At 34.0% G+C, this 25379-nt stretch carries 21 protein-coding genes and 2 pseudogenes; 12 read left to right on the top strand and 11 right to left on the bottom strand.

Going from position 1 to position 25379, the window contains the following annotated elements:
- Window positions 1-188 precede the first annotated feature (188 nt).
- From K5790_RS05160 to K5790_RS10780, 3 genes and pseudogenes are all read left to right on the top strand, one after another.
- Window positions 189-737, top strand: a complete 549-nt coding sequence (locus K5790_RS05160) for a CoA pyrophosphatase (RefSeq protein ID WP_297592948.1) — start codon at window positions 189-191, stop codon at window positions 735-737.
- Window positions 738-774: 37 nt separating this feature from the next.
- Window positions 775-933, top strand: coding sequence for a 50S ribosomal protein L39e (locus K5790_RS05155; RefSeq protein ID WP_297592946.1), 159 nt, complete (start codon window positions 775-777; stop codon window positions 931-933).
- Window positions 934-1161 (top strand): annotated as a pseudogene (locus K5790_RS10780) (50S ribosomal protein L31e); the annotation flags it as partial.
- 20 nt (window positions 1162-1181) lie between these two features.
- Here K5790_RS10780 and K5790_RS10775 read toward each other — a convergent pair.
- The 4 genes and pseudogenes from K5790_RS10775 to K5790_RS05135 form a co-directional block, all read right to left on the bottom strand.
- Window positions 1182-1484: pseudogene (locus tag K5790_RS10775) on the bottom strand (pentapeptide repeat-containing protein); the annotation flags it as partial.
- A 123-nt stretch (window positions 1485-1607) separates the two neighbouring features.
- The gene (locus tag K5790_RS05145; RefSeq protein ID WP_297592941.1) at window positions 1608-2558 is read right to left on the bottom strand and encodes a cell division protein FtsZ; all 951 of its coding nucleotides are present in this window, start codon (window positions 2556-2558) and stop codon (window positions 1608-1610) included.
- A 73-nt stretch (window positions 2559-2631) separates the two neighbouring features.
- Window positions 2632-3900, bottom strand: coding sequence for a tRNA (N(6)-L-threonylcarbamoyladenosine(37)-C(2))-methylthiotransferase (locus tag K5790_RS05140; protein ID WP_297592939.1), 1269 nt, complete (start codon window positions 3898-3900; stop codon window positions 2632-2634).
- A gap of 3 nt (window positions 3901-3903) precedes the next feature.
- On the bottom strand, window positions 3904-5265 hold the full coding sequence (locus K5790_RS05135; RefSeq protein WP_297592937.1) for an aspartate ammonia-lyase: 1362 nt from the start codon (window positions 5263-5265) through the stop codon (window positions 3904-3906).
- Between the two features lie 129 nt (window positions 5266-5394).
- On the opposite strand from K5790_RS05135, the gene K5790_RS05130 reads away from it, so the two are divergent.
- The 3 genes from K5790_RS05130 (at window position 5395) to K5790_RS05120 (ending at window position 8720) form a co-directional block, all read left to right on the top strand.
- Window positions 5395-6789: a multicopper oxidase domain-containing protein gene (locus K5790_RS05130; protein ID WP_297592997.1), complete on the top strand. Its 1395-nt coding sequence runs from the start codon at window positions 5395-5397 to the stop codon at window positions 6787-6789.
- Window positions 6790-6862: 73 nt separating this feature from the next.
- Complete coding sequence (locus tag K5790_RS05125) at window positions 6863-7795, top strand: D-2-hydroxyacid dehydrogenase (RefSeq protein ID WP_297592935.1); 933 nt, start codon at window positions 6863-6865, stop codon at window positions 7793-7795.
- Between the two features lie 112 nt (window positions 7796-7907).
- Window positions 7908-8720 (top strand): hypothetical protein, encoded by an 813-nt coding sequence (locus K5790_RS05120; RefSeq protein ID WP_367182845.1) that lies wholly within the window; start codon window positions 7908-7910, stop codon window positions 8718-8720.
- Here the strand turns inward: K5790_RS05120 and K5790_RS05115 are convergent.
- Both K5790_RS05115 and K5790_RS05110 read right to left on the bottom strand, forming a co-directional pair.
- On the bottom strand, window positions 8717-9232 hold the full coding sequence (locus K5790_RS05115; RefSeq protein ID WP_297592933.1) for a thr operon leader peptide: 516 nt from the start codon (window positions 9230-9232) through the stop codon (window positions 8717-8719). The genes K5790_RS05120 and K5790_RS05115 overlap by 4 nt on opposite strands.
- On the bottom strand, window positions 9229-9885 hold the full coding sequence (locus K5790_RS05110) for a hypothetical protein (protein ID WP_297592931.1): 657 nt from the start codon (window positions 9883-9885) through the stop codon (window positions 9229-9231). Before K5790_RS05110 ends, K5790_RS05115 begins: the two co-directional genes overlap by 4 nt.
- Before the next feature lie 288 nt (window positions 9886-10173).
- On the opposite strand from K5790_RS05110, the gene K5790_RS05105 reads away from it, so the two are divergent.
- The 4 genes from K5790_RS05105 (at window position 10174) to K5790_RS05090 (ending at window position 17070) form a co-directional block, all read left to right on the top strand.
- Window positions 10174-12072, top strand: coding sequence for a NosD domain-containing protein (locus K5790_RS05105; protein ID WP_297592929.1), 1899 nt, complete (start codon window positions 10174-10176; stop codon window positions 12070-12072).
- A 261-nt stretch (window positions 12073-12333) separates the two neighbouring features.
- Entirely contained in the window at window positions 12334-15879 is a 3546-nt protein-coding gene (locus K5790_RS05100; RefSeq protein WP_297592928.1) for a MopE-related protein, read from the top strand.
- A gap of 183 nt (window positions 15880-16062) precedes the next feature.
- Window positions 16063-16518, top strand: coding sequence for a 50S ribosomal protein L15e (locus K5790_RS05095; protein ID WP_297592993.1), 456 nt, complete (start codon window positions 16063-16065; stop codon window positions 16516-16518).
- Window positions 16519-17070, top strand: a complete 552-nt coding sequence (locus K5790_RS05090) for a hypothetical protein (protein WP_297592926.1) — start codon at window positions 16519-16521, stop codon at window positions 17068-17070.
- Between the two features lie 84 nt (window positions 17071-17154).
- Here K5790_RS05090 and K5790_RS05085 read toward each other — a convergent pair whose 3' ends face one another.
- Window positions 17155-17820 (bottom strand): redoxin domain-containing protein, encoded by a 666-nt coding sequence (locus K5790_RS05085; protein WP_297592924.1) that lies wholly within the window; start codon window positions 17818-17820, stop codon window positions 17155-17157.
- 98 nt (window positions 17821-17918) lie between these two features.
- Between K5790_RS05085 and K5790_RS05080 the strand changes: the two genes are divergently transcribed.
- Both K5790_RS05080 and K5790_RS05075 read left to right on the top strand, forming a co-directional pair.
- A complete protein-coding gene (locus K5790_RS05080; protein ID WP_297592922.1) occupies window positions 17919-18407 on the top strand; it encodes a HEAT repeat domain-containing protein in 489 nt (162 codons plus the stop codon).
- A gap of 1 nt (window position 18408) precedes the next feature.
- Window positions 18409-19725 (top strand): plastocyanin/azurin family copper-binding protein, encoded by a 1317-nt coding sequence (locus K5790_RS05075; protein WP_297592920.1) that lies wholly within the window; start codon window positions 18409-18411, stop codon window positions 19723-19725.
- Here the strand turns inward: K5790_RS05075 and K5790_RS05070 are convergent.
- The 4 genes from K5790_RS05070 to K5790_RS05055 are packed head-to-tail and all read right to left on the bottom strand — an operon-like array spanning window position 19722 to window position 25260.
- Complete coding sequence (locus tag K5790_RS05070) at window positions 19722-21800, bottom strand: AAA family ATPase (RefSeq protein ID WP_297592918.1); 2079 nt, start codon at window positions 21798-21800, stop codon at window positions 19722-19724. The two genes, K5790_RS05075 and K5790_RS05070, sit on opposite strands and share 4 nt — an antisense overlap.
- Window positions 21797-22939: a DNA repair exonuclease gene (locus K5790_RS05065; RefSeq protein ID WP_297592916.1), complete on the bottom strand. Its 1143-nt coding sequence runs from the start codon at window positions 22937-22939 to the stop codon at window positions 21797-21799. The genes K5790_RS05070 and K5790_RS05065 overlap by 4 nt, the downstream gene beginning before the upstream one ends.
- Window positions 22940-24472: an ATP-binding protein gene (locus tag K5790_RS05060; protein ID WP_297592914.1), complete on the bottom strand. Its 1533-nt coding sequence runs from the start codon at window positions 24470-24472 to the stop codon at window positions 22940-22942.
- Window positions 24469-25260, bottom strand: a complete 792-nt coding sequence (locus tag K5790_RS05055) for a DNA double-strand break repair nuclease NurA (RefSeq protein ID WP_367182860.1) — start codon at window positions 25258-25260, stop codon at window positions 24469-24471. The genes K5790_RS05060 and K5790_RS05055 overlap by 4 nt, the downstream gene beginning before the upstream one ends.
- Between the last annotated feature and the right edge of the window lie 119 nt (window positions 25261-25379).

Raw genomic sequence — 25379 nt, 5'->3', positions numbered from 1 at the left:
TGCATCACATTTTTTTGATATGCTTTTTATTTTATCGAGAAATTTTGATACTGATTCATCCGTGTTTACTCCAGGTAAAATTTTTGGTGGATTTGCTTCGTATCTGATTGTCATATTGTCGTTTTTTGTCTCCTTGGTTAAAACCTTTGAATACCAAAACCAACAAGGACTAGTAGGAAAGATTCAAGATGAATTTAGATGAGTTAAAATCCACATTTTCTAATCCCATAAATCCTAAAATTGATTTTGATGAAAAATATCGTTTGGCATCTGTTCTAGTGGTGATTTATGGTAGTGAGCCAAGAATTGTAATGACTGAAAAACCAAAACATATGACATTTCATGCTGGTGAAATATCTTTTCCAGGAGGAAAGTTAGAAGAAGATGATCAGGATCTTCTTCACACAGCATTACGTGAGACTAGTGAAGAGATAGGCCTTGAAATTACACGAAAGCAGGTAGTTGGCCAACTAGATCCTGTTGTTACTTTGAATTCTGGATTCCTGATTTTACCATTTGTTTCAGTTCTTGATGAAATTCCTCCACTATCTGCTAATCGTGAGGTTGAAAAAATTTTTCATATTCCTTTTGAATCATTTTTAAAAACAATGGCAAAAGATCCTGATCCTACTCATAACATCATTCAAGAGATGTATACATTTGAGTATCAGAATCAAATAGTCTGGGGAGCCTCTGCTCGAATTCTAAAACAACTTAGAAATCATCTTCAAACCTGAGATTCATTTAAAAAGAGCTCTTCGTGCCTGAAAAACTATGGCTGCTCGTAAGTCTTCTCCAAGAAAGATTCGTCTGCTTAAAAAAACAAAGCAGGCTTCACCAGTACCAGCTTGGATAATTCTCAAAACAAAGAGAGGTGTTAGAACCAATCCAAAGCGTAGAGCTTGGAGATCTACAGATGTGGAGGTTGGATAGATGTCTCAAGAATTAGAACGAGTTTATACTATCAATCTGGGTAAGGCTTTACTCTCTCAATCTCAACACAGGGCTGTTAGAGCAACAAACATGATTAAAGAATTTGCAAGACATCATATGAAAGTTGAAGATATTAAAATTGAAGAAGAGTTAGCTCATCAAGTTTGGGCTAGAGGAGTTAGAAGTCCACCAAGAAAAATTAGAGTCAGAATGAGTAAGACTGATGAAGGTTATGTTTTAGTTTCACGTTATGATGAAGAAGCAGAATCAAAAATTACTGCTGAAAAAGACACCAAAAAAATTGATGATAAAATAAAGACTCCAGCTAAAGAAGAAAAGAAAGAAACACCAGCTAAAGAAACACCAGCTAAAGAAACACCAGCTAAAGAAACACCAGCTAAAGAAACACCAGCTAAAGAAACACCAGCTAAAGAAACACCAGCTAAAGAAACACCAGCTAAAGAAACACCAAAGAAAGAAACTCCAGCTAAAGAAACACCAAAGAAAGAAACTCCAGCTAAAGAAACACCAAAGAAAGAAACTCCAGCTAAAGAAACACCAAAGAAAGAAACTCCAGCTAAAGAAACACCAAAGAAAGAAACTCCAGCTAAAGAAGAAAAGAAAGAATCTTAAAAATAATATCTTTCAAAAAATTATATTCTTAAAAAATAATTTTATTCTAATTGGTATAAATCTAGTTTACAGTCAATACTGCAGTCTGGGGTAGACCAATCAAGTGTGTCTTCTTGAGGAATCATTCCAAGTGGATCATAATTATCAAATTTGGTCATACCTTGAATTGATGATAACATTACAACTTTGGATTCATCTGCAGTAGAAGACATGTCGATCTGTGAGTTACTCTCACTAAGAATACCACTTGTCAAATTGGTAATGGAATTTAATACTCCTGCTGGAATGTTATTTCCGCCAACTACGTAGATCATAGAACGTTTAACTGAGTTTGGTGGTGCGTTTCCATATAGCATTTTAAGCGAATCTCTAAGTGAATCTTCAATGTTTTGTCCTTCTTTACTAGAAGTAAGAATGCTAGTTTCAGCAGTAATATCTGATGTTCCAAGTGACTCTACAACATGCATTATTGCACCATTTGCAATCTCGTAGCAAGCCTTTGGACTCAAATCTGGATTACTTTCGAGAAGCGAGTCATTATCTAGAACTATTGTGCAATCTGAATTCGTTCTAACTCTTTTTAGAGCAACACCAGAATTGAAAATTCTATCTTTTTCATACTTGAATGGCATTATTGCAAATGAAATTAATCCTTTACCGGATTCTTTACAAATCTCTGAGACTACTGGAGCCATAGCTGAGCCTGCTTTGCCAGCTAAATTACTCATTAAAATTACTGTAGAATAGCTTGAAATCTCTTCTCTAATTTCATCGGCATTTTTGTATGTTGAGCCTCTGATTAACTGAACTGATGGATTAATTATTGAATCAGTAGACACGTGAATAGCTGGATTCTCATTGGAGAAATCTTTAGAATTGTTACTAATTTGAAGACAATCTGAATTTAGAGCCTCTTTGGATTTAATTGCTAATTTTGAGCCTACGCCACCAAGGCCAATTACTAAAACTGGTTCTTTTACATTAAAACTCATTTCAGATCCTATTTGATGATTTAGATAAAAAACCTTCTTACGTTTTTTTAATCAAATTTTAGATCTAAAAAATTTAGCTTGCGATCTTACCAATCAGGCCACTAATGGTAGCATCCGTAATTTCTACAGTATGTGATTGTCCAATGTCTACATCATTTCTTACAAAGGCAGGCTTGTACGCAAAGTTTCTTCCTTTGATTCCTTCTTCAGTCTTTTCATCAAATAGAACTTTGCCTCTCCAACCGATCCACTTTTTGTTATTCTCTAGCGATATATTGTTGATCTGCTCAAAAATAATTTTACTTCTTCTTTTCACTTCTCCAACATCTACTTGCTTCCATTCAGCAGCATCTGTACCTGGTCTTGCACTGTATTTGGATAGATTGACTACATCTGGCCTTGTTTCATTTAACAAGTCGATTGTTTTTTGAAAATCATCTTCTGTCTCTGAAGGAAATCCTACTATGATGTCAGTTGAGATTGTAAAGTCAGCATATCTCTTTTTAATCCTACTTACTATGTCTCTGAATGTTCCAGCAGTGTGTCCTCGTTTCATATCATGGAGTACTTTATCGCTACCACTTTGAACTGGAATATGTAGAAATTTGAAGACTTTGGAATTATTGTAAGATTCTATCAAGTCCTCTCTGATTCTGGGCATGTACATTGGATTCATCATCCCTACTCTGACCATGAAATCCTCTGGAATCTCTACTACTGCATTTACCAGAGATGGGAGATCTGTTCCAATATCAAATCCATAACAACCATTATCTGTTGATGTTAACCATACTTCCTTACAACCCTCTTTAATTTCAGTTTTAACTTGTCTTACAATATCTCCTAATCTGTAACTAGAAAGATCCCCTTTTGATAATTTGGTTTGGCAAAATGTACATTCACTCATACACCCACTTGCAATCTCTACAATTCCAACTGCTGGATTTAGTCTGACTTTGGGAAGTCCTACTTTGGATAGATCTGAATCCTCTAATGCTATTTGCTTTTTTCCACTTAGTGCTGAATTAATTACCTGTAGAGTTTTACCTAGTGAATTTGGTCCTAGTAAACTGGCATTTTCCGAGAATTTCTCTACTGTATTCTTTTCTGCCTTTGGAAGACATCCGGCAACAACTAGTGGTTTTGAATTAAGTGATTTTATTCTATGAATCATTTTATTGGCAGTTGCATCTTTGACTGAACATGTTACAACAATGTTAAGATCTGACTCTGATGAATCTTCGACTAATGAATGTCCTCCATTTAGTATTAGTCCTGAAATCATTTCTGAATCTGCAAAACTAGCCGAGCATCCATATGCTTCTACAAATATTTTTGCCATTATCTATCCAAAGAGAGCATCGATTTCTTTGTTACTCATTAATTTCTTTGAAACAACTAATTCTCTAATCGTCTTCCCTGTTTTTAGTGATTCTTTGAATAGTTCAGCAGATTTTAGATAACCAATTTTTGGAGTAAGTAATGTAACAATTACTGGACTATTTTCAATATCTTCACGTAGTTTGCTTTTGTTGGCAGTGAGACCATCAATAAGATTTGCAGAAAATATCGGTAAAAAGTTCTTGAGCATATCTGTTGATTCTAACATGCACTTTAACATTCCAGGCAACATGACATTTAACTCAAATTGTCCTCCTTGTGCTGCATATGCAACTGCAGTATCATTTCCAATTATGTTAAAGCAAACCATGTTCATGCACTCTGCTAAGGATGGGTTTACTTTTCCTGGCATAATTGATGAACCTGCATGAACTGCAGGAATTCCAATCTCAGCTAATCCTGCTATGGGACCTGATGCCATTAATCTAATGTCATTTGCAATCTTGCCAATCTCTAATGCCAAGTTTCTCAACGAACTTGATAGATTTGCAACAGCAAATTTACTTTGTAGTCCATGCTGCATATCTTTTTCTGGTCTGAGTGAAAGCTTAGAAATTTTTGATAATTCTGTTATTGCAATTTTTCTGTACCCTTTTGGTGTATTTGCGCCAGAACCAACCGCTGTTCCACCTAGTGCAACATTTTGTAATTCTTTTTGAGCCGCAGCAATCTCATTTCTTGCTTTAGTAATTGATGTAACATAAGCTTCAAACTCACTTCCTAATGTAACTGGTAAAGCATCCATTAGGTGGGTTCTTCCAATTTTTTTAAATGATGAGAATTGTTTTGCTTTCTTTGAAAGTGACTTTATCAAAATATCTATTGCCGGAATTGTATCTTTGAGATTCATCAAAATTGCAACATGCATCGCAGTTGGATAAGTATCGTTACTTGATTGTGACATGTTTACATGATCATTAGGGTGTAAGAATTCATACTGTCCTTTCTTTTTATGCAAAATCTCCAATGCAACATTTGAAATGACTTCGTTTGAATTCATGTTAAATGCTGTTCCAGCTCCAGAATTTATCATATCGACTACAAACTGATCAACAAATTTTCCTCCAAGTATCTTATCACAAGCCGAAACTATTGCTTTGCCTCTCTTTACATCAATTGCCTTTGTTTTCATATTTGCAACTGCAGCAGATCTTTTTATCATTACAAATGACTTTATCAGATTTTCATGGCTTTTGTTTCCAGTCACATGATATTGCTTTATTGCTCTTCCAGTAAATGCACCATAGTATGCGTCAGATGGGATTTTGACCTTGCCAAGCGAGTCTTGATCTAATCTGAATTTCATGTAGACTTTGTTGTATGAAAGCCATTTATTCATTCTTTTTGGGAGATTTTCATAAATTCACAACATGGTTCAGGGTAATTATTATATAGGAATCGTAGTTCACGGTGCATAATGAATAAGCGCGTTAGTATGCTCTTTACAATTGCAGCAGTAGCTGTAATGGGAGCAACCTTATTCGGAAGCACATACACACAAACCCAAATTGCTGGACAATCACTCGATATCAACAAAATGGATGTCGATGTAATTGAGAAAATCCATCAAATGGGCGGTTTACAGCTTGTAATGCCTGAAGCATTCGCAGAAACTGATTGTGGAGCACTAGAAGATTCTGGACGCAAAGTCGTTGAGTTTAATCTAACTGGTGAGAGTGTTACACTTCCAATCATGGGAGGAAAAACATACAATGCCATGACCTTTAGTGGACAAGTCCCAGGACCAACCCTAAGAGTTACACAAGGCGATGTTGTCAAAATGACACTTTCAATTCCAGCTGATGAAGTTACTGGACACGGTAACGACATGCATGCATCACAAATCTCTGCAGGAGCTTTCGAGTCTGTTAATCCTGGCGAAACTAGCCAGTATTGTTACATTGCTGAAGCTGCTGGTGTTTTCAAATACCATTGTTCTGGTGTTAAATTAATTGGTATGGACCAACACGTTCTTTCCGGCATGTACGGAATTGCAATAGTTGATCCAATCGATGGATACAAGAAACTAATGGTGGAGAAAACAAAAGTAGTTGACAACAAAGTAAAACTAGACAGAAAGTTCTACAATGCAGATGCATTAGAGTTCCAACTCCAATACAATCAATTGTATCTAACACCTGAAGGCAATTATGATGCAGGAGCAATGTTCCAACATCATAACACTGCAACAGTTGTTAACGGAATGCAATTTGGTTATGTACCAAATATGTTACATAACATTCTTGTAAAAGGTGATGCAAACAAGAACATCTTTGTTGCACAACCATGGAATGGACTTGAACACAAGCAATACCAATCACAACTCTTGTTTGTTGAAAATGATCAACACGTGAGAATCTTTGTTGAAAACCATGGTAACGAACCAGTATTCTTCCACATTGTTGGAGAAATCTTGGATAGAGTTACACAAGGCAATAGAGTACAATCCGCAGCAACTGAAACATGGTTACTCGGTGGCTCACAAAACATGATTGTTGACTTGGTCTTTGATGAACCAGGTGCATACGCAGCAGTAAATCATGACTATGCAGCAATTTACACTGGCGCAGCTACAGTCTTTGTAGCAGGTGATCCATTTGGATTAAACCCAAGACTAGTTGATGCAGGAGTAATTCCAGCACCAGTAGCCTCATATGCTTATGCATTGGGCAATCCAAGCGATGCAGTCCCACCAATGGGTAAAAACAGCATTGCACATCCAGCAGTAAACATTCATGGTCTTTACACTGATGAAGTAGCTTCTGAAATGAAAGATGCAGGTATGATTCCTTTATGGGAAGTAATACCAACATTACCACCAGTACCTTAGATTGGTACTAAACTCAATCTTTTTCTATTTTTTACTATAATGAATTATATTCCGTAGATCATTTTTCTATTTTATGGGCTTTGATGATTCTGTACTGATATGTGATGAAGTTGATCCAATTCTGAACAAAATTCTAGTTGATAATGGATTAAAGGTTTCATATGAGCCAGAGATAACTAAAGAACAAATTCTTGAAAAAATTTCAAATTTCAATATTGTAATAGTGAGAAGCAGAACTACAATCACCAAAGAAATGATTGAAAAAGCTGAGAATTGTAAAATTATTGCTAGAGTCGGAGTAGGTCTGGATAATGTAGATCAAGAAGCTGCAAAAGAAAAAAACATTCGAGTAATTAATGCCGTTGAAGGAGCAATGAATGCAGTAGCTGAATTAGTTTTAGGATTAATGCTCTCTCTAGCAAGACAAACAACCCGAGGTGATAGAGCAATTAGAAATGGGCAATGGCTCAAAAAAGAACTAAAGGGCACAGAACTTCGTGGAAAATATTTGGGAATTATAGGTTTGGGTAACATTGGAAAAAGATTAGGAAGACTTGCAAGAGGTCTTAACATGAACATAATTGGTTATGATGTAATTCCAATTGATGAAGAATTCTCAAAAGAAGTTGGTTTGATGAAAGCAGATTTGAATACACTTTTGCAAAGTTCTGATTATATATCAATCCATGTTCCGTTATTGGATTCAACATACCATTTACTTGATGCACAAAAAATGTCCACAATGAAAAAAACTGCAAAGATTATCAATACTTCTAGAGGTGGTGTAGTTGATGAGGATGCATTGTATGATGCACTCAAAAATGGAACACTTGGAGGTGCAGCTTTAGATGTTTTTGAAAAAGAACCTGCAACTGGAAACAAGTTAGCTGAATTAGATAATGTAATTTTAACCCCTCATATTGGTGCACAAACAAAAGAGGCTCAATCATTGGCTGCAAATGTAATTGCAGAAAAGATTATTCAGATACTAAGAGGAGTCATCTGAATTTTTTCTAATAAATTATCCATTAAGTATAAAAATAACTAAAAAACTTTCACCCATACGTGATTAATTATCGTCTTATTCTTTTTAACGTCAATTTGGAGGTTTACAAAGAGTGTTAACTAAAAACAGAATGGAAAAAAGTCAGTCTGATATGCTAAGACACCTTCCTAATGTCAATTCTCTTTTGAAAATATCTATTGGATTAATTCTATTTACAATAATCTCCACAGCACTAGTTTATGCTGAGACAATGTCTGTGACAGTTGATGGGACTTCTTATGATGTAGAGTATTCTACAATAGGAATGACAGTATCTGCCATTGAAGCTGATACTAATTTTGTTTCATTAATACTTGCAGTTGAAGTAACTGATTCTACTGGAGTTTTGGATATTACTTTTGAGAGAACTTTCTTTGATTCTATTTATGAGGGATTGGATGAAGATTATTTTGTATTGGCAGATGGCATTGAGGCCACTTTTACAGAAATTGAAACAACTTCTACTAGTAGAACTTTGAGTATTGAATTACCCTCTGGCACTGAAGAGTTAGAGATTATTGGTACTGTTTTTGGTAGTGAAGTAGTTGAAGAAACTGAAGAACCAGTAATTGAAGAAACTGAAGAACCAGTAGTTGAAGAAACTGAAGAACCAGTAATTGAAGAAACTGAAGAACCAGTAATTGAAGAAACTGAAGAACCAGTAGTTGAAGAAACACCAAAGACAGAAACACCAAAAACTCAATGTGGTCCTGGAACTATTCTAAAAGATGGTGTTTGTGTAATTGATCCATCCATGTCTTCTGATAAACCATCTCAAGGAATGGGTAGACAAATGATAATGGGTGTTGTTGCAGCATTTGTAATTGCAGGAACTGTAGGACTGATTTTGGCAATAATGTCAAAGGCTAGTAAAAGCTCAAATTAATCACAAGTTAAATCTTCAGCATTCATAGTTTTATCAAAATCAAATCCTGAAATTTGAGTTGTAGTTGAGTATGGAATTATGCCTATAATTGGTGTGTCTGTCCTAATCACAACAATTAGCTTATTTGGATCTAGTCTAATATCTCCACCATCAAACTCAAAATCAAGCGTCATGAAAATATGTTGAGTAGCAGATAGTTCACTTGATGAAAAAACTCCTTTTTTAACAACAGATGATAGTGGGTTGATGGTCATTGGGTCTATGGAAAATACTCCGATATTTTCTGCATCATAAAATGTTGTGATTTCAAATTTTTGGAAACTAACCCAAAATGGAATTGTATTGCAAAATTCCATTTCCCCATGATTTGACATTGTAAAAAAAGAAAAATCTCCGGGATTATCCCATCTGTATTCTAATTGATTAGCTCCTAAAATACTAAATCCTGAATGTCCAAATACAATTATGATTACTATTATTGCAATTGATGTGATAATTGTATGTCTGTTCATATTTCATTATTGAACAAACTCGATGATGAAATAATTTTTCTTTCTAATAAATAATTAAATGCTTGAGAAAAATCATCATCTGTAATATCACCTTCAATCCACCAATATCCTACATTTTTGACCCATTCTGGAATTTCAATATCATAAACATTTGATTCGTTAATCTCAAATGGTACTACAATGATATCTGTACTGATATATTTTTGAATTGCATCCATTAAAAATCCATCAGAAATATTTCCACTAAGCCAGTTAGCTAAAATAGGTTTTATAACTTCAGGAATGCATATTTTATTTGAATCAATTAGTGTAAATTCTGCAGTGGTTTCTGAACCTGAATACTGTACATCAATGAAGTATTTTCCTAGTGGAAATATTTCCTCTTGAAAAGCAATCAATGATGGAATGGGATTTTCAAAATCACTTATTGGAATTGGAATTGCACTGCTTCCTTTGCCTGATTCATCTCGAATATGTATAATTGCGGGATCCCCTGTTATCTCTGACACCTTTATCGTATAGAATAATTTCTCACAATAACTGTATGTTGTTTTTTCCATAATTATTGAGACCGAAGGTTCTGCAAATACTGGTGGAATGATAATTAAACCTAGAATCAAAATTATGGGCAAAACTGCATTTCTTGAATTCATCTTTTTTAATCTCAGCAATACTCAATAAAAATCTCAAAGCAATTATGAGGAATACTTTTTAAGAACTTGAGCCTCATCTTTATTATCGAGTTTTCTGTGGATACAAACTCTTTGAGGTGTGGATTGCGAAGATCCCACTCAAGGACATTTTGATTTGTTAGGGTTTTTTCCAAATAATCGATTTACAGTTAGAAAGTGACTATTTTTGACCTCTTAATGATCTAGTACCAAAACATCTAATGATTCAGAACATCTTTAAGTAATTCTGCTACGTCATAATTTTTAGGCATGGTTAGTAGAGTAGTTCTTTTTGTACTATTTGGTGTTTTATTTTTAGGAATAATTGGCACATCACATGATGCATTTGCACTTACCCCTGTTTCTTCATGTCAGACTCTAAATGTTGCAGGAGAAACCTATGTTGTGATTTCTGATATCACTACATCTGGCACATGTTTTGTAGTTTCTGCAAATGGGATAACTTTGGATGGTGATGGTCATTCAATTTCAGGAGATGGGACTGGTTTTGGCATTGATATTTCCAGCAAAAATGGAATTACTGTTACTGACACAACTATCTCTGATTTTCATCTTGGAGTAAAGTTGTATTTTGGAACTAATAATGTGATTTCTGATAACTTCTTTTCAAATAATAGCGAAAATATACAACTCCGTTCTTTCTCAAATGGAAATACAATTTCAGGAAATACCATTTCTAATAGTCAGACTAATGGAATAAGTCTTGTTGACTCTGATAATAATTTGTTTTTGCAGAATGTTTTTGAATTAAATGTACTGGATGGAATATCGATTTACAAATCTAATAATAATGTGATGACTGAAAATCTTTTCAAATCAAACAAAAACGGAATTGCCACTGCCACTGCAACTGGTAATTCTGTAACTAATAATGAATTTGACTCAAACAATGTGGGAGTTGGACTATATTCTTCATCATCTCTTAACAGCGTCCACAATAATTCATTCATAGATAATGCAATACAGGCTCGTGATTCTACTGGAAACAATATTTGGAATCAAATCCCACCAATTGGTGGAAACACTTGGAATAACTTTGATGAGCCCAATGAGGGATGTTTTGATACTAATTCTGATGGATTCTGTGATGATCCGTTTGTATTTTTTGGTAATTCTGATCAATTTCCAATTTGTATAGTTTGTGAAGCACCACCTCCAGATGATGATGGAGACGGATACCCAGCAGATGTTGACTGTGATGATAATGATTCTGCAATAAATCCAGGTGCTGAAGATTCTATTTGTGACGGAATTGATAACAACTGTAGTGGCGATGTTGATGAGAATTATGTTGCTTCTGTAACTTTTTGTGGTGTAGGTGCATGTGCTGATAATACTGGTTTAGAGGTATGCCATGATGGGGAATTGTTAGATACATGTAATCCATTTGAAGGGGCAACCGCTGAAATTTGTGATGGAATAGACAATGATTGTGATGGAATAATAAACGAAGCTCCAATGTGTTTTGCACTATGTAATGATAATGGAGACTTTGATGTAGGTTTGGGGCAATGTGTTTGTGATACTGGATTTGGAGGAGACTTTTGTGAAGGAATTGATTCAGATCTTGATGGGATAATAGACGATGTTGATAATTGTGTGTATTTCACAAATCCTGATCAATCTGATGCAGATGGAGACGGCATAGGAGATGCTTGTAATGATGCTAATGATGCAGATGGGGATGAGTTTGATGACTTGATTGATAACTGCCCTGCTATTTTTAATCCTGACCAATCTGATGTTGATGGAGATGGACTAGGTGATGTTTGTGATAATCAATCTCCAGTTTGCAGTTCTGCAACACCAAGTGTAAATTCATTATGGCCTGCAAATAACAAAATGACAGAAGTCTTTATTCTTGGTGTCACAGATCCTGATGGTGATGATGTAACTATAACTGTCACCGAAATTACCCAAGATGAACCCATCAATGGAAATGCCGATGGTAGTGGAGTAGGAACTAACACTGCTCAAGTTAGAGCACAAAGTGATGGCAATGGTGATGGCCGAGTCTATGAAATCTCATTTAGTGCTGTTGATGGTGTTGGTGGAATGTGTGTGGGAACAGTAAACGTTGGAGTTCCTCATGATCAAAGCGACACTACTGTAATAGACAGTGGTCAAAATTACAATTCTCTTGAATAACTAAACTGACGAAATACTTGTCAGGGAATACAAAATTAAAAAAACAGATTCAAATTCTCTATGATTTATGGTTGATCACAGTTAGAAAGTGGTTATTTTTGACTATTTAATGACAAATTTATCTTCTATGATACTCCCATCGGGTTTTGTCAAATTGGTTAAACACTCCCCACTTTCATTTATATACAAAATAAATTATTTGTAACATTTCAAATTTTCAAGATCATCTTTAAGTAATTTCATAAGATCGTACTTTTGGGTATGGTAAGGGGAAAGATAGCATCAGTGTTACTTGGTGTTTTACTTTTAACTGGATTTGGATTTACAGATGCTTTTGCGCAAAGTAATGGCAATGGAAACGCAAATGCAAACAGCAACAAAGTTTTGACAGGTGAGGGACCTCCTCCAAACCAACTTGGAAATCTGGATGACATTTACATTGACACAAATAATCTTGATAATCTAGTAATTTACAAAAAAACTGGAAATAATTTTTGGCTGAATTTAGGTTCTTTTAGTGGAGATCAAGGACCTCCAGGTCCACAAGGTGAACAAGGTGAACAAGGTGAACAAGGTGAACAAGGTGAACAAGGTGAACAAGGTGAACAAGGTGAACAAGGTCCACAAGGTCCACAAGGTCCACAAGGTCCAATCGGACCCATTGGCCCAATTGGTTTGACAGGTCCACAAGGATTTGTTGGATTTTCAACATTGATTGATTTAGTTAGCATTCTTCCTGGAGCTATTTGTGAAGCTGGAGGAATTGAAGTCCGAGCTGGTATTGATTCTGATAGAAATAATCAACTAGAATCTGGAGAGATTCAGGCAAGTGAGATTATCTGTAATGGGATAGATGGTCAACCTGGAGTTGATGGAGAACCTGGTGTAGATGGTGAACCCGGAATTGATGGAGAACCTGGACCAGTTGGCCCCATTGGACCTGTAGGTCCTCAGGGACCTCCTGGTGAAAATGCAGCAAGTGGAATGTTGTGTTCAAACCAACTTTTACTGCAACAACAATTCCCAGCATTCATTGTTGATCAAGAATGCATCCCAACTGTTTCTGAGGCTGATCTAGTTGTTACTAACACCTTGATTTCTCAAGGTCCATTTGTAGTAGGTGATACTGTTGAATTTTTAGTTACAATAGCTAATCTTGGACCAGATGATGTTGATAATTTTGTTGTAGTTGACACACTCCCACTTGGAACATCATTTAGTGGATTTACTGAATCTACTCTTTCAACTATTTGTGATGTAAATTCTGAAATACAACCAAACACTATTTCATGTTCTCTTCCAGGAATATTACTTGATGCTTCAGGAGATGGAATAGCAACATCTGTCTTTGTACTAGTTGATCAATATGTTGCAGATGTAGTAATTAACACAGTCCAAATCAGCAGTGATATCTCAGATCCTAATACTGATAATAATATTTCATCCTCTCAAATTACAGTTGTTCAAACCGATAATGATGAAGATGGATATCTATCTGATGTAGACTGTGATGATACTGATCCCACAATTAATCCAGGAACTGAAGATATCCAAGACGGAATTGACAATAACTGTAATGGTGTAGTCGATGATGCATTTGCAGCAGAATTGCAGATGCTACTTAGTGTAAATTCACTCTCAATTCAAACTGGTGATGTATTCCCAATTAATTTCTCAATTGACAATCATGGACCAAATCCTGCACAAAATGCTGTAATGCAGGCCTTTATTCCAAATGATTTGACTCTGATTGGACCTAACTTACTTTCTGATTCTTTAAGTAATCCGGGAATAAACTGTAGTTTCGAACTACAATTATTATCTTGTACAATTGATACTGTTCCACTTGGAGGAGATGCCGATTTTCCTATACAAATAATCTATGATTTTCAACTTGATGCATCCAACTCTCCAACACTACAACAAAATGCTTCAGTAGAACACATTTCTGAAATATTTGAAGAAAACAATTCTGACTCTATAACATTTCAGCTTGTTGACTTTGTACCTGTGACAGATTTGGTTTTAACTAAAGTTGGTCCACAAGGATTACTTAGCATCGGAGAACAATTTGCGTATGAAATTACAGTTGACAATCTTGGATTAACTGCAGAAAATGTTCAAGTAATTGATACTCTGCCTCCAGAAGTTGAGTTTAACACTATAGAAGCTTTTACTGGATTAAATGCCGTTAATTGTGATGCTTCTAATCTGCCAATAATAACATGTGATGTCATAGGACCATTTGAAAATGAATCATTGAATATCCAAATTTTTGTTACTTTGCTTTCTGAACCAAATGAAATATCAAACACTGCTATTGTGACTAGTAGTACTCCTGATTCAGAACCTGGTAACAATTCTGATACATTTGTCTTAGATAGTGCATCTGACATTGATAGAGACAATGATGGATTCACAATAGATGTGGATTGTGATGATGCAGATCCATTGATCTTCCCAGGTGCACCAGAATTATCTGATGGAGTTGATAATAACTGTGATGGAAATATTGATGAGGGCTTATTACTATCTGATAGATTTCCATCAACAATTCAAGGCTCATTATTTGATGTAAACACACAGCTTCCAGCAAATGGAATAATTCCAATTGAATTACGTGCATTGGAATTGGGTTCTCCAACTCCATTATGGGTTGAAAATCATGCAGCAAATGTTGTTGATGGCTTACTCACAATAGAAAACATTGGACAAATTGTTCCATTTGATCAAACTATGCATTTGTTTCCATTAGTATTTGAGATTATTATTGATGGCCAACTGGTAACAATTCCTTCTGATTCATCTTTACTTGCCCCTCCTGGTTTTGAATCTGATGCTGGGGGTCTGCGATTATTTGATATTGAATTGTTCCAAAGAGATACTCCTTCTTCACCAATTTTCCTTGAAGGCAAACTAACCAGTGAAGCATATGGTATAGGAATTGATCCTACTACATTTGATGGTGAAATCATATTAGATACAATCATCTATGATGAAACTGGAAGCTCTTTTTCTGCTGGAGAACGAAACAGTGCAGCAGTAACTGATGGTACATTTGGAATTTCTGTTGGTAATATTCCTCCATTTATTGTAGATGAAAATATTCAACGAACTATTTCATTTAACATTGAACTATATGACGAGTTTGGAACATTGTTGCTGTTTGATAGACTAGATCCACAACTTCCATTAACTTTGCAATATGATACCTACTGTTTTGAGATATTAACAATGCTTCCACCAAGTGAGACTCCTCTTTCAGTTCTTTCTGATCCTTTCTTTGGATGTCCTTTAGTGGTAGAACCTGAACCTTCTTCCTTAGTAATCAATGAGATAGATTATGATCAACCAGGAGCTGATGAATTAGAATTCATTGAAATCTATAACAATGGTCTTGCTTCTATAGATTTAACTGGATTTACACTTCAAACAATTACTAGTAGTGGTAGTGCAGGTTCAACAATTGCCACTATCATTGGTTCTGTAAATGCTGGCGAACACTTTGTAGTTGGTCATTCACTTGTCCCTAATGTTGATTTTATTGTAGATTCATTATCAATTCCAAATGGTGCTGATGGTGATTGTGTTTTATTGTTAGATTCATCTTCAACTGTGTTAGATACAGTATGTTATGAAGGATTTATTGATATTCCAACTGCTGAAGGTCAGCCAGCACCCGCAGATTCTTCTACAGTTGATGGCAGTATTGGACGTATTCCAGATGGATTTGACACAAATGATAACTTTAATGACTTTGTTTTCTCAACAACAATTACTCCTGGAACTACCAACATTTTCTCATAATTTTTTAAATCTTAACTAGATCATGGTATTTTAGTTTAGTTTGATACAGTTACTGTAACCCTCATTAGGGGCTTTTACTATCTGGTTTAAGTCTCTCAAAGTTAACTGCGCTAACCCAGTTAACCCTGTTAATTTTTGAAAACAACAAAATCAGTTATTAAAGGGGATTTAACTATGCCCGATATGCCTAGTCATCAAGACAAGATGTGGATCGGACTTTGGAAAGAAAATGCACCTGAACTACGTGAGCGTGTAGTTGGATGGCGTAAACAAAGTGCAGTTACCCGTATTGCAAAACCTAGTAGATTAGAGAGAGCAAGACGATTAGGATACAAGGCAAAACAAGGAATCATAGTTGTTAGGATGAGAGTTGGAACTGGGGGTATGAGAAAACAAAGACCTACTGGTGGTAGAAGACCAAAACATCTTGGTGTTACAAGAATTAAAGCAGATGATGATATGAAAACCGTTGCAGAAAGAAGAGTTCTTGAACGATATCCAAATTTGAAACTTTTGGGTTCTTACTTTATCTATAAAGATGGAATGCATTATTGGTTTGAAGTAATCTTGGCAGATCCCGTTCATCCAAGAATTGCACAAGATAAAGAAATAAACAATCGAATATCTCATACAGCATAATTGAAAATTATCTTTTTAGTTTTTCTAGTATTATTTACAATCACTCCAGTTTATGCTCAACTTTTATCTGATAGTACTGGCTTGGTTAATCGCTTAGATGTTGATGTTGGTGGACATTCTTTTGAAATAGAAACTGTTTCAAATTTTGATATTACAAAATATGATTTTAATGCAGAACAAAAGAAACTTACTCTTTACATTAACAGTGGATTGGAAAAAAGTTTAGCAGACATTCAAATTCCTAGAGGGCTTTTGAGTGGAAATTTTACTTTTTTCCTAAATGATCAAGAACTTTTTCCAAAAGTTCGAAATAATGATAAGATTTCTTTTGTGACTATGAATTTTACAGGTATTGGTAATCATACACTAGCAATATTTGGTACTACTATTCTTAATGAGATGGATGATGTTTCTGAAAATGATGTTACTGAACCTGAAAATTCAATAAAAAATGATGCAGAAATAATTGACTCTACTGCATGGCTAGTAACTGCAATCGTTATTACTATTGCTGCAATATTGTTGATAATTATTCTAAAAAATAGAAAATAAAAATGGATAATCCTAAAATTGCTTTGATTGGAGGTTTTGTAATTGTTGTTGCCTTGTCTATTTTACTTGTTTTAATTTGAAAAATTAATCCTCATTTAACAATTTTTGAATCAATGCATCAATATGACCTGATTGTCCAAATGACACATCTCTGAGAATTCCCTTCCTGTCTACTACTATTGCTGATGGAGTTCCCTGCAAAGCAAACTTTTCAAATGTTTCTGCAGAATATTCTTTTGATTTCATGTAATCTTTGACTCGCTGAATTATTTGATTTTTATAATCTTCCGGCTGTGAATCAAATTCAGGAATTTGTGGATAGATAAACTGCATAATTTTATCATGACTTATTTCTCCTGATGTTTTTACAAGATTATCCATTCCTACAGGAAATGGAATTTTATAATTTAGTTTGTTTCCGTCTTTGAGTTGCCCATACATAGAGAGTGCTTCTTTTGTTTCTCCAATCACTTCACCTGTATCTAATAATAATTTCAAATTATCCAAAGTATTTTTATCAAAATCTTCAAAAGCAGTTGCTAAACCCAAAACTCTAACCCCCTCGTCTTTGTACTTATTGTAAAGATTGATTGCTTCAGGAATTGCATGCATAAAGCATCCCGGGCAATTCACTTGAAAGACTTCGAGTAAAACAATATGATCTTTTTCTTGATCAAAATTAGTTGGTGCACCTTGAACCCATTCTGAAACTCCAAAATTTGGTGCTTTTTGACCAATCACTGCACTCATAGTAAATTATGATATTTTTTCCATTAAATAGATAACTCTGAAATTTTTCAATTACTCTCGAGTACCCTAATATATGACACAAAAAATTTCAAAACAAATTGCAAGCAGTAACTGAAGATCGATTGGCATTACTTGCTGAGATGGAATCAAAATATGAGCAAAAAGATACAGAGTATTTTGTTTCACTTTTAGAACATCCTGATTATGTTATTCGAACAAGAGCTACATGCATTTTAGTTGATTTTGGTGGTGAAGATAAAGTTCCATATATTGCCAAAGTTTTGAAAAATGATGAAAATGAACTAGTTAGACATGAGGCTGCATTTTCATTAGGTCAGATGTGTTATTCCAGTTCTGTTTCCCCCTTGGCTGATGCTACATTACATGATCCTAGCATGTTTGTAAGACATGAGGCAGCAATTGCTTTGGGAGTTGTCGGCAATAAAGAAGCTAAAGAAACACTCCAAAAGGCATTAAATGATCCAGACAAGCCAGTCGTTGAATCTGCAATTGTTGCATTATCTAATATTGAATTTATGGAAAAGTTAAGTAAGAACGAAAAGTTTGCAAAGTTAACAGGTGGATGAGATGAATTTTTCTTATGGTATAATTATTGCAGTTGGAATTTTAGCATCAATTTCTATAGGATTCATTGCAGCTGATCCTTCTGATATTATTGAACCAAGAGTAATTCCTGTTAAAGAAAAACCCACAATGTGTACAATGGATTATGTTCCAGTATGTGGTATTGATGGAAAGACATATGGAAATATGTGTATGCTTGATGCATCTGGTGTTGAATTTGTTCATGAAGGTGAATGTGGTGTTGATGATCCAATTGTAAAACCAAGAGTTCAACCAGAAGATATTCCTAAACCCATACCTGAGACACAACCAAACTCTATGGCATCCTTGCCAATGTCATTTACTGTTTCAATACCTGAAGGCTCTGGAGTTCCAGGATGTGAAACAAATAATGAATGTTATTTGCCCTATGAGGCAAGTATTGCAGTTGGTGGAAAAATTACTTGGAGTAATGATGATTCAGCAGCACATACTGTAACTAGTGGTACTCCTTCTGATGGACATGATGGAATATTTGATTCTAGTTTGTTTATGTCTAAAACAACTTTTGAATTTACATTTGAAGAAGCAGGAACATATGACTATTTCTGTATGGTCCATCCTTGGATGGCAGGAATTATTCATGTTAAAGAATCAAAAGAAATAGTTCCTGATCCTATAATTGAACCAATTACTGTTAATTCACATATTTTACCTAAAACTGCTCTAGTTGGTGATACTCTGATAATTGAGGTTGAATTTAGAGATGATGATAACAATATTGTTGATCATGTAAATTATGATATTACTGCAACACAAAATGGAGAATTAATTTTATCTGAACCAAAATCCCATAGACATCCTGGAATGCATCCAATTCATGAAACAAGTATTTTGGGTGACTCTGAAATTGAAATCAAAGTAATTGTTCAAGGATTGGGACATGGTGATGATATCACTGAACCAATTGGTGTTGAAACTATAATGTCTATCATTCCTGAAATGCCAAAAGTTGAAGTAGAAATTACAGAAACATTGCCAATGTCACTAACAATATCTGTTCCAGAAGGCTCTGGAAGTCCTGGATGTGAAGAAACAAAGTCATGTTATTTGCCCTATGAGGCAAGTATTGCAGTTGGTGGAAAAATTACTTGGAGTAATGATGATTCAGCAGCACATACTGTAACTAGTGGAAATGTTAATGCTGGTCCAACAGGTGTCTTTGATTCTGGATTGTTTATGTCAGGATCAACTTTTGACTTTACATTTGATGATGCAGGAACATATGATTATTTCTGCATGGTACATCCTTGGATGACTGGTCTGATTCATGTTAGTTAAAGTGCAATAACTTTACTCCCATTCTCAGATGATTCAAATTTGTATATTTTTTCTACCGTAGAATCTTCAAAAATTTCTGAATCATGAGTAATTATTAGAAATTGCATAGGAGTTTCCAAATTGGAAATGTCAGATAATTGAGACAATACTCCAACAAGAGATTTCTTTCTTTCAGCATCTAAGTGAGTTGTTGGTTCATCTAAAATCATCAAATTGAGGTTTGACGCTCCCAAAAGACTTGCCATTCCTAGTCTTAATGCTAATGCTACGCTTACTTTTTCACCCCCACTAAGTGATTCTAAATCTAATACTTCATTTTTTGCAAAACATGATATTGATATGTCTCTTGCTTTTTCTGATAAAGTAATTCTTTGAATTTTAGTATTAAGTAATGTAAGGTATTCTGATGATTTAATTGATATTGTATTTAATGCCCATGACCTTAGACTAGTTGCAACAGGTCCATCTCTATTAAAAATATTAGTTTGAATTTCATCTAATTTGATTACATATTCTTTAACAGTTTTCAGCTCTGATATGGCATTTTTTATTTTCTTAATTTGTTCCTCCCCTTTCAAAATTTTTTCTGAAATTGCACCAATTTTTTGATCAAGTTGAGATAATTCAATTTGTTTTTCATTAATTGATTTTTTAAGATTTGTAAATTCTTTTTCATTAAATCCTTTAGTTTCAGATTCTAGTTTTACAATATTTTCAAAGATCATTTTTGCATGTGAATCTAATTGTGAAATTTCTAATAAATTACCATTCCCTGTTGGTGGAATTTTCTGTATGTTTTGTTTTTTAATATTTACGTACTCTTGAATTTTCACTAAATCTTCTTTGCTCTTAATTGAATGAGCTCTTAGAGTAGCTTCAGCATCTCTTGCATCTTGTATTTTTTTTGTAAACTCTTTCTTTTTTTGAATATAGATCTCTTTCTCCTTTTCTTTTAGAATTCTTTGTTCATCTAATGATGTAATTTCTTGTTTTAAGTGCTCTTCTTGAAAAAGTGGATTTAGTTTTTCTACATTAGAATCACACACAGGACATTTGTTGTCTTTTAGTTGAAGTTTTGATGCTAAAGATAGTTTTTCTTTTAAAGAAATACTTTGATTGCTTATTTCCTGTATTTTTTTAATAGACTCTTCAATTGCTTGCTCTATTTTCTGAATTTTTACTTCCAAATCTGTTTTTTGACCTGCGTTTTCAAAACATCCCTTACAGTCGTTAATTTTACGCTCATTTTCACTAATTTCATGTTGAATTTCACGTATTGCCTCCCTTGCATATGCTAAAAGTTCTTTTTTTCGTAACTCAATTTGATTAATTTTATCTATTTTTGGTGTATCTGTTTCTACTTGTTTTCTTAAATTCTCGATTTCAGCATTTATTTTTTCTTGATTAGATTCTAATTTATTTTTTTCAGGTTTTGATTCTGTTATTTCTTTTTCATATCTTTCTAAATCACGTAATAGGATTTCAATATGTGTATCATCATAACCTACTTCATTTTGTATTCTTTGTCGAAATTCCTTACTAATTATCTTCATTGATTCAGATGCAACATCAAGTTTATCGATACCAATAATTGCATTAAGTAATTCTTTGAATTCTTTTGGTTTGGCATTAATTATGGTATTTAACTCGCCTTGTTGGACAATAGATGCTATCTTTAGTTTTTCAAAATTTAGTCCTATTGTTCTTTCAACTTCTTCAGTCATGGATTCTCCAAATTGTTTTCTTTCTCCAGCTGCTATCTCAATTTGATCATTTCCTCTAATTTCAGAAAATTTAGCAGCAAGTGTTCCTTTACTATCTATTTTCCTTACTACTTCAAATTGTTTATCTTTAATAGAAAATCTAACTTTTGCAAATCCTTCATTTGATCCGCGTTTTATCAAGCCTTTATTTGATTTTCTAGTATGTTGTCCAAATAATGCAAATGTTATTGCATCAATGATGCTAGATTTTCCTGCACCATTATCTCCTACAAAAACAGTAACTCCATTTTCAAATTCTAATTTTGTATCAGAATGAGCTAAGAAATCTCCTAACTCCACTGAAGTGATCATTGTTTTTTCTCCTTTTTGTAATTTTCAAAATTTTCAAAAATTAATTGTGATGCCTCTTTGATTTCTCCTGTTGTTAATATTGGTAATAATTCTCTTATTGCAAAATTTGCAATTTTTTCAGAACCTAAAGTATCAACTGATAACCTGAACATCTCATCATCAATAACATTAGGTTTATCCATGAGTACTGATGAATCCGAAATTTGTTTGGTACTTATTCTCCAAAAACATCTCAAAACTAGAGCATTTAGGCGTGCAATTTGTGCCTGAATGTGATCCGTTTCTATGTCTTTCCCTTGTATTTTGATCTCCACAATTGGTTTTTTCTTGGATTCTGAAATTTTGCCCGAAATATCTTCTATTGTTTTTGATAATTCCTCATATTCAGTTTTAAACGAAAATTGTGGCCTAGTATCTAATTGAATCCAATTTGTGTTGGCTTCACTAGTTGATATGTCGACTTCAAAGAATCCTTTTGTTGTTTCCTTAATTCCTTCACTAGTAGTTAACTCAATTGAACCTGGATATGCTATTGGTCCATTAAGGTGATTGAAATGTTTGATGTCTTTATCATGAAGATGACCCATTGCATAATATGTAAAGTTTTTTGGTAAATCTGTTGATTGTATCTCTCCTGCAAATTTGTTAAATTCAGTTACTCCTTGATGTAAAACTAAAATTTTATGTCCAGAATGATTCTGAACAGCCTTGTCTATTGCAACAAACTTATCTTCATATTGAGGAATTTCTGCTTTTCTAATTTTATCAAATCCTGCAATAAGAATCCCTTTGTGTTCAATTGGTCTACCTTGACCAATATATTTTGAAAATTCTAAATTATGATAGACATATGGTATAGGTGTATTTCTAATTCTACTAATGTCGTGTTCTCCTAAAATAAAAAATGAATCTATGTTATTTTGTTTTAATCTCTTTAAACCGTTTCCCATTTGTACTATTGCAGTTCCACTCGGATTTGGAATGTGAAAAATATCTCCTGCAAAAATTACAAAATCAACATGATCTTTGATAGATGTATCGATTGCCTGATTAAATACATCATACACGTCTTGTGCACGTTCTTCTGAACCATACTGCACTAGTCCCAAATGAGTATCTGATATGTGAGAAAATAACATTTAATCTAATAACAAATCTTTTTGAACTAATCCTTGAGTTGATTCTACTGCAACCTCTTTCATTTTATCTGCATTTGCCCATGCATTAACTGCACTCTGATCTGCTCCCATTATTTTCTCTTTAACTTCCTCAACATGAACTAATGATGGTAAATTTGTCCACTGCCCAACTAGAATTGCATCTCCCACATTTAATGATGTTAATTGGGATATCAAATCACGGCTAGTAGACTCTGTTGCTGAGGCTATTTGACGTTGATCATCTTCCTGAATTATTTTCATAATTGCAAATGAACCTAATTGACTTAGAACATTCAAATCTACACTTCTGGGTCTCTGAGACACAATACCTAAACCAAGACCAAATTTCCTTCCTTCTCTGGCAATTTTTGCTGCCCAATATTTTGCACTAGTGTCATGATCTTTTGGGATGAATACATGTGCTTCTTCAATAATGACAAAAATTGGTGAATTGAATCTATAGAATCTTTCTTTTTTTGTTCTTGCATGTTTTGCAATACTTGCATCTTTTCTATCTTTGAGAAGTTGTTGCAAGTAAAATGCCACTGCTACGTTTGCTTGTTTTTCTGATAATTCTGAAATGTTTAGAATATTTGTTCGTCCTTCCTTTATGAAACTTATGGGGTCTCCCATATCTGGATCAAGAATATCTTCAAATCTTCTTTGTGCCTCTTCGACAATATCTTGAACCCTATATGCTGAAGTTCTAATTTCTTTTAATTTCTTGTCTTCAGAATTTACTATGAAATCAATTTCAGTTTCTAATTTACTCCAAAATTCTTTTGATTCTTTAACATGTTTTGTAAAAGCCATTCTTAATACACGTTGTTGAACATTTGCCCCATCTCGAATTTCTAAAACTTCTGATAATTGATCTGCATCAAGTAATCTGGGGTTTATTTTTGCATCAACTACATTGATTTTTGGTATGTTAAGTGATGTGTAATCATTATGATAATCAAAAATTATTACTGTTCCTTTTAATTTTGAAATTTGTTTTGTTACAAGAGAAACTAGATTACTTTTCCCCATTCCTGTCATTGCTAAAATCCCTAAATGTCTTGAAACTATTTTATCTAAATTGACTTTAGCATCAACTGATTTGTTTCTTAACAGGGTTCCTATTTTGACCCAACCTTCATTTTTGGAACTAAAAATTTCTTCAAGATCTTGTGCAGTAGGCTGAGTTATTTCTGTGCCTGGAATAGGGGGAATTGCAGGAATTATTGATTGACCTTTTCTTAAATTTTCTAAATATCCTAAAATGCCTATATGGGCAGTGTATGTTTTGTCTCTTTTATTCATCTCTGCAATTTCTGTACTTTCTGCAGCCTCATCGAAATTTCTCACATCTGTGAATGCTGCACTTGATACAGAGGATCTTTCTACTAGTCCCAAAATTTCTTTGTTCTCTGATTTTATCTTGATGTATTCTCCAACAGATAACGCTCTAGATGTAATTGCAGTTACAAATGTAGGTTTTGACTCTCCTATTACAAAACCTAAACTCAACCTAATACCTCTCTTGAACCTATCTCATTACTTAATCCCAATAAACTCACCATTTTTGAAAGCTCTTTATCAGATATTTTACAGTTATTATGAGCTAATTTTAGTGCATATGGATATCCTCCTACACTGGTTTTGAATAATTTGTTCATTACTGATTTAATTTCATTATCGTCATGCTGTGTTCCTAAAAATTCTAGTTTGATAATTGGTGTTGAATCACTTAATCTAACAAAGGTTGATGAAATTACTTTGTCAGCTCCATATTTTTTTTCTACAAATATTTTACTAAAACCAGGACCATTAGTTACATGATTATAATAAAAAATATCTCCTGCCAAAGAACCTAATCCTTCAAATTGTTTTTTAGTGTTTGATGTTTTTGCAATAAATATCACATTGTCTTTTTTTCTCATAGTTTTTACAACCAATGAATCAAGCGATGATTGTCTTGTCATAAACTGAGAATGAAGTGAGCCATCCATTAAAACTAAATCCACTATGTCAACAGTTTTCTCACAAGCTTCAATCTCCATTTTGCTTGCGATTCTTGAAAGATCAGTATCTGAACCTAATCCTGAATCATGCAAATCCACCAATATCTCTCCATCTGATTTAATTGAAACTGCAGTTGTTGCCCAAAGCTCAATTCCTTGAAATTTAGTGTTGTTAAAACTACTATCGATTCCTGCTGTGACTGCTTCTTCTTTGCTAGGCGTAAATTCTACCCAATTTTCTCGTGCTTTTTGTAAAATTTGCTCAAATTTGGGCCCTTTGAGAATTGATAACATTTTGTCTCTGTTGATAATTGCATCCTTGTAAACAGTATTGAGCACAACAATAGTTCGTTTGTTTGAATAAAATCTTTAGGTTATATCAAACCTTGACAAAACTGATCCATCAAAACGAT

Origin of the sequence: Nitrosopumilus sp. (assembly GCF_025698945.1) — an archaeon.
Classification (GTDB): Archaea; Thermoproteota; Nitrososphaeria; order Nitrososphaerales; family Nitrosopumilaceae; genus Nitrosopumilus.
Note: the sequence above shows the minus strand (reverse complement) of the source record. Positions and strands in the feature narration are given on the sequence as shown.

Coding starts and splice junctions, on each gene's coding strand:
- K5790_RS05065 (WP_297592916.1), bottom strand. CDS start 22,939: ATGTTATTTTCTCACATATCAGATACTCATTTGGGACTAGTGCAGTAT.
- K5790_RS05130 (WP_297592997.1), top strand. CDS start 5,395: ATGCTCTTTACAATTGCAGCAGTAGCTGTAATGGGAGCAACCTTATTC.
- K5790_RS05070 (WP_297592918.1), bottom strand. CDS start 21,800: ATGATCACTTCAGTGGAGTTAGGAGATTTCTTAGCTCATTCTGATACA.
- K5790_RS05125 (WP_297592935.1), top strand. CDS start 6,863: ATGGGCTTTGATGATTCTGTACTGATATGTGATGAAGTTGATCCAATT.
- K5790_RS05135 (WP_297592937.1), bottom strand. CDS start 5,265: ATGAAATTCAGATTAGATCAAGACTCGCTTGGCAAGGTCAAAATCCCA.
- K5790_RS05055 (WP_367182860.1), bottom strand. CDS start 25,260: ATGTTATCAATTCTCAAAGGGCCCAAATTTGAGCAAATTTTACAAAAA.
- K5790_RS05155 (WP_297592946.1), top strand. CDS start 775: ATGGCTGCTCGTAAGTCTTCTCCAAGAAAGATTCGTCTGCTTAAAAAA.
- K5790_RS05140 (WP_297592939.1), bottom strand. CDS start 3,900: ATGGCAAAAATATTTGTAGAAGCATATGGATGCTCGGCTAGTTTTGCA.
- K5790_RS05085 (WP_297592924.1), bottom strand. CDS start 17,820: ATGAGTGCAGTGATTGGTCAAAAAGCACCAAATTTTGGAGTTTCAGAA.
- K5790_RS05105 (WP_297592929.1), top strand. CDS start 10,174: ATGGTTAGTAGAGTAGTTCTTTTTGTACTATTTGGTGTTTTATTTTTA.
- K5790_RS05100 (WP_297592928.1), top strand. CDS start 12,334: ATGGTAAGGGGAAAGATAGCATCAGTGTTACTTGGTGTTTTACTTTTA.
- K5790_RS05095 (WP_297592993.1), top strand. CDS start 16,063: ATGCCTAGTCATCAAGACAAGATGTGGATCGGACTTTGGAAAGAAAAT.
- K5790_RS05115 (WP_297592933.1), bottom strand. CDS start 9,232: ATGAACAGACATACAATTATCACATCAATTGCAATAATAGTAATCATA.
- K5790_RS05160 (WP_297592948.1), top strand. CDS start 189: ATGAATTTAGATGAGTTAAAATCCACATTTTCTAATCCCATAAATCCT.
- K5790_RS05110 (WP_297592931.1), bottom strand. CDS start 9,885: ATGAATTCAAGAAATGCAGTTTTGCCCATAATTTTGATTCTAGGTTTA.
- K5790_RS05145 (WP_297592941.1), bottom strand. CDS start 2,558: ATGAGTTTTAATGTAAAAGAACCAGTTTTAGTAATTGGCCTTGGTGGC.
- K5790_RS05075 (WP_297592920.1), top strand. CDS start 18,409: ATGAATTTTTCTTATGGTATAATTATTGCAGTTGGAATTTTAGCATCA.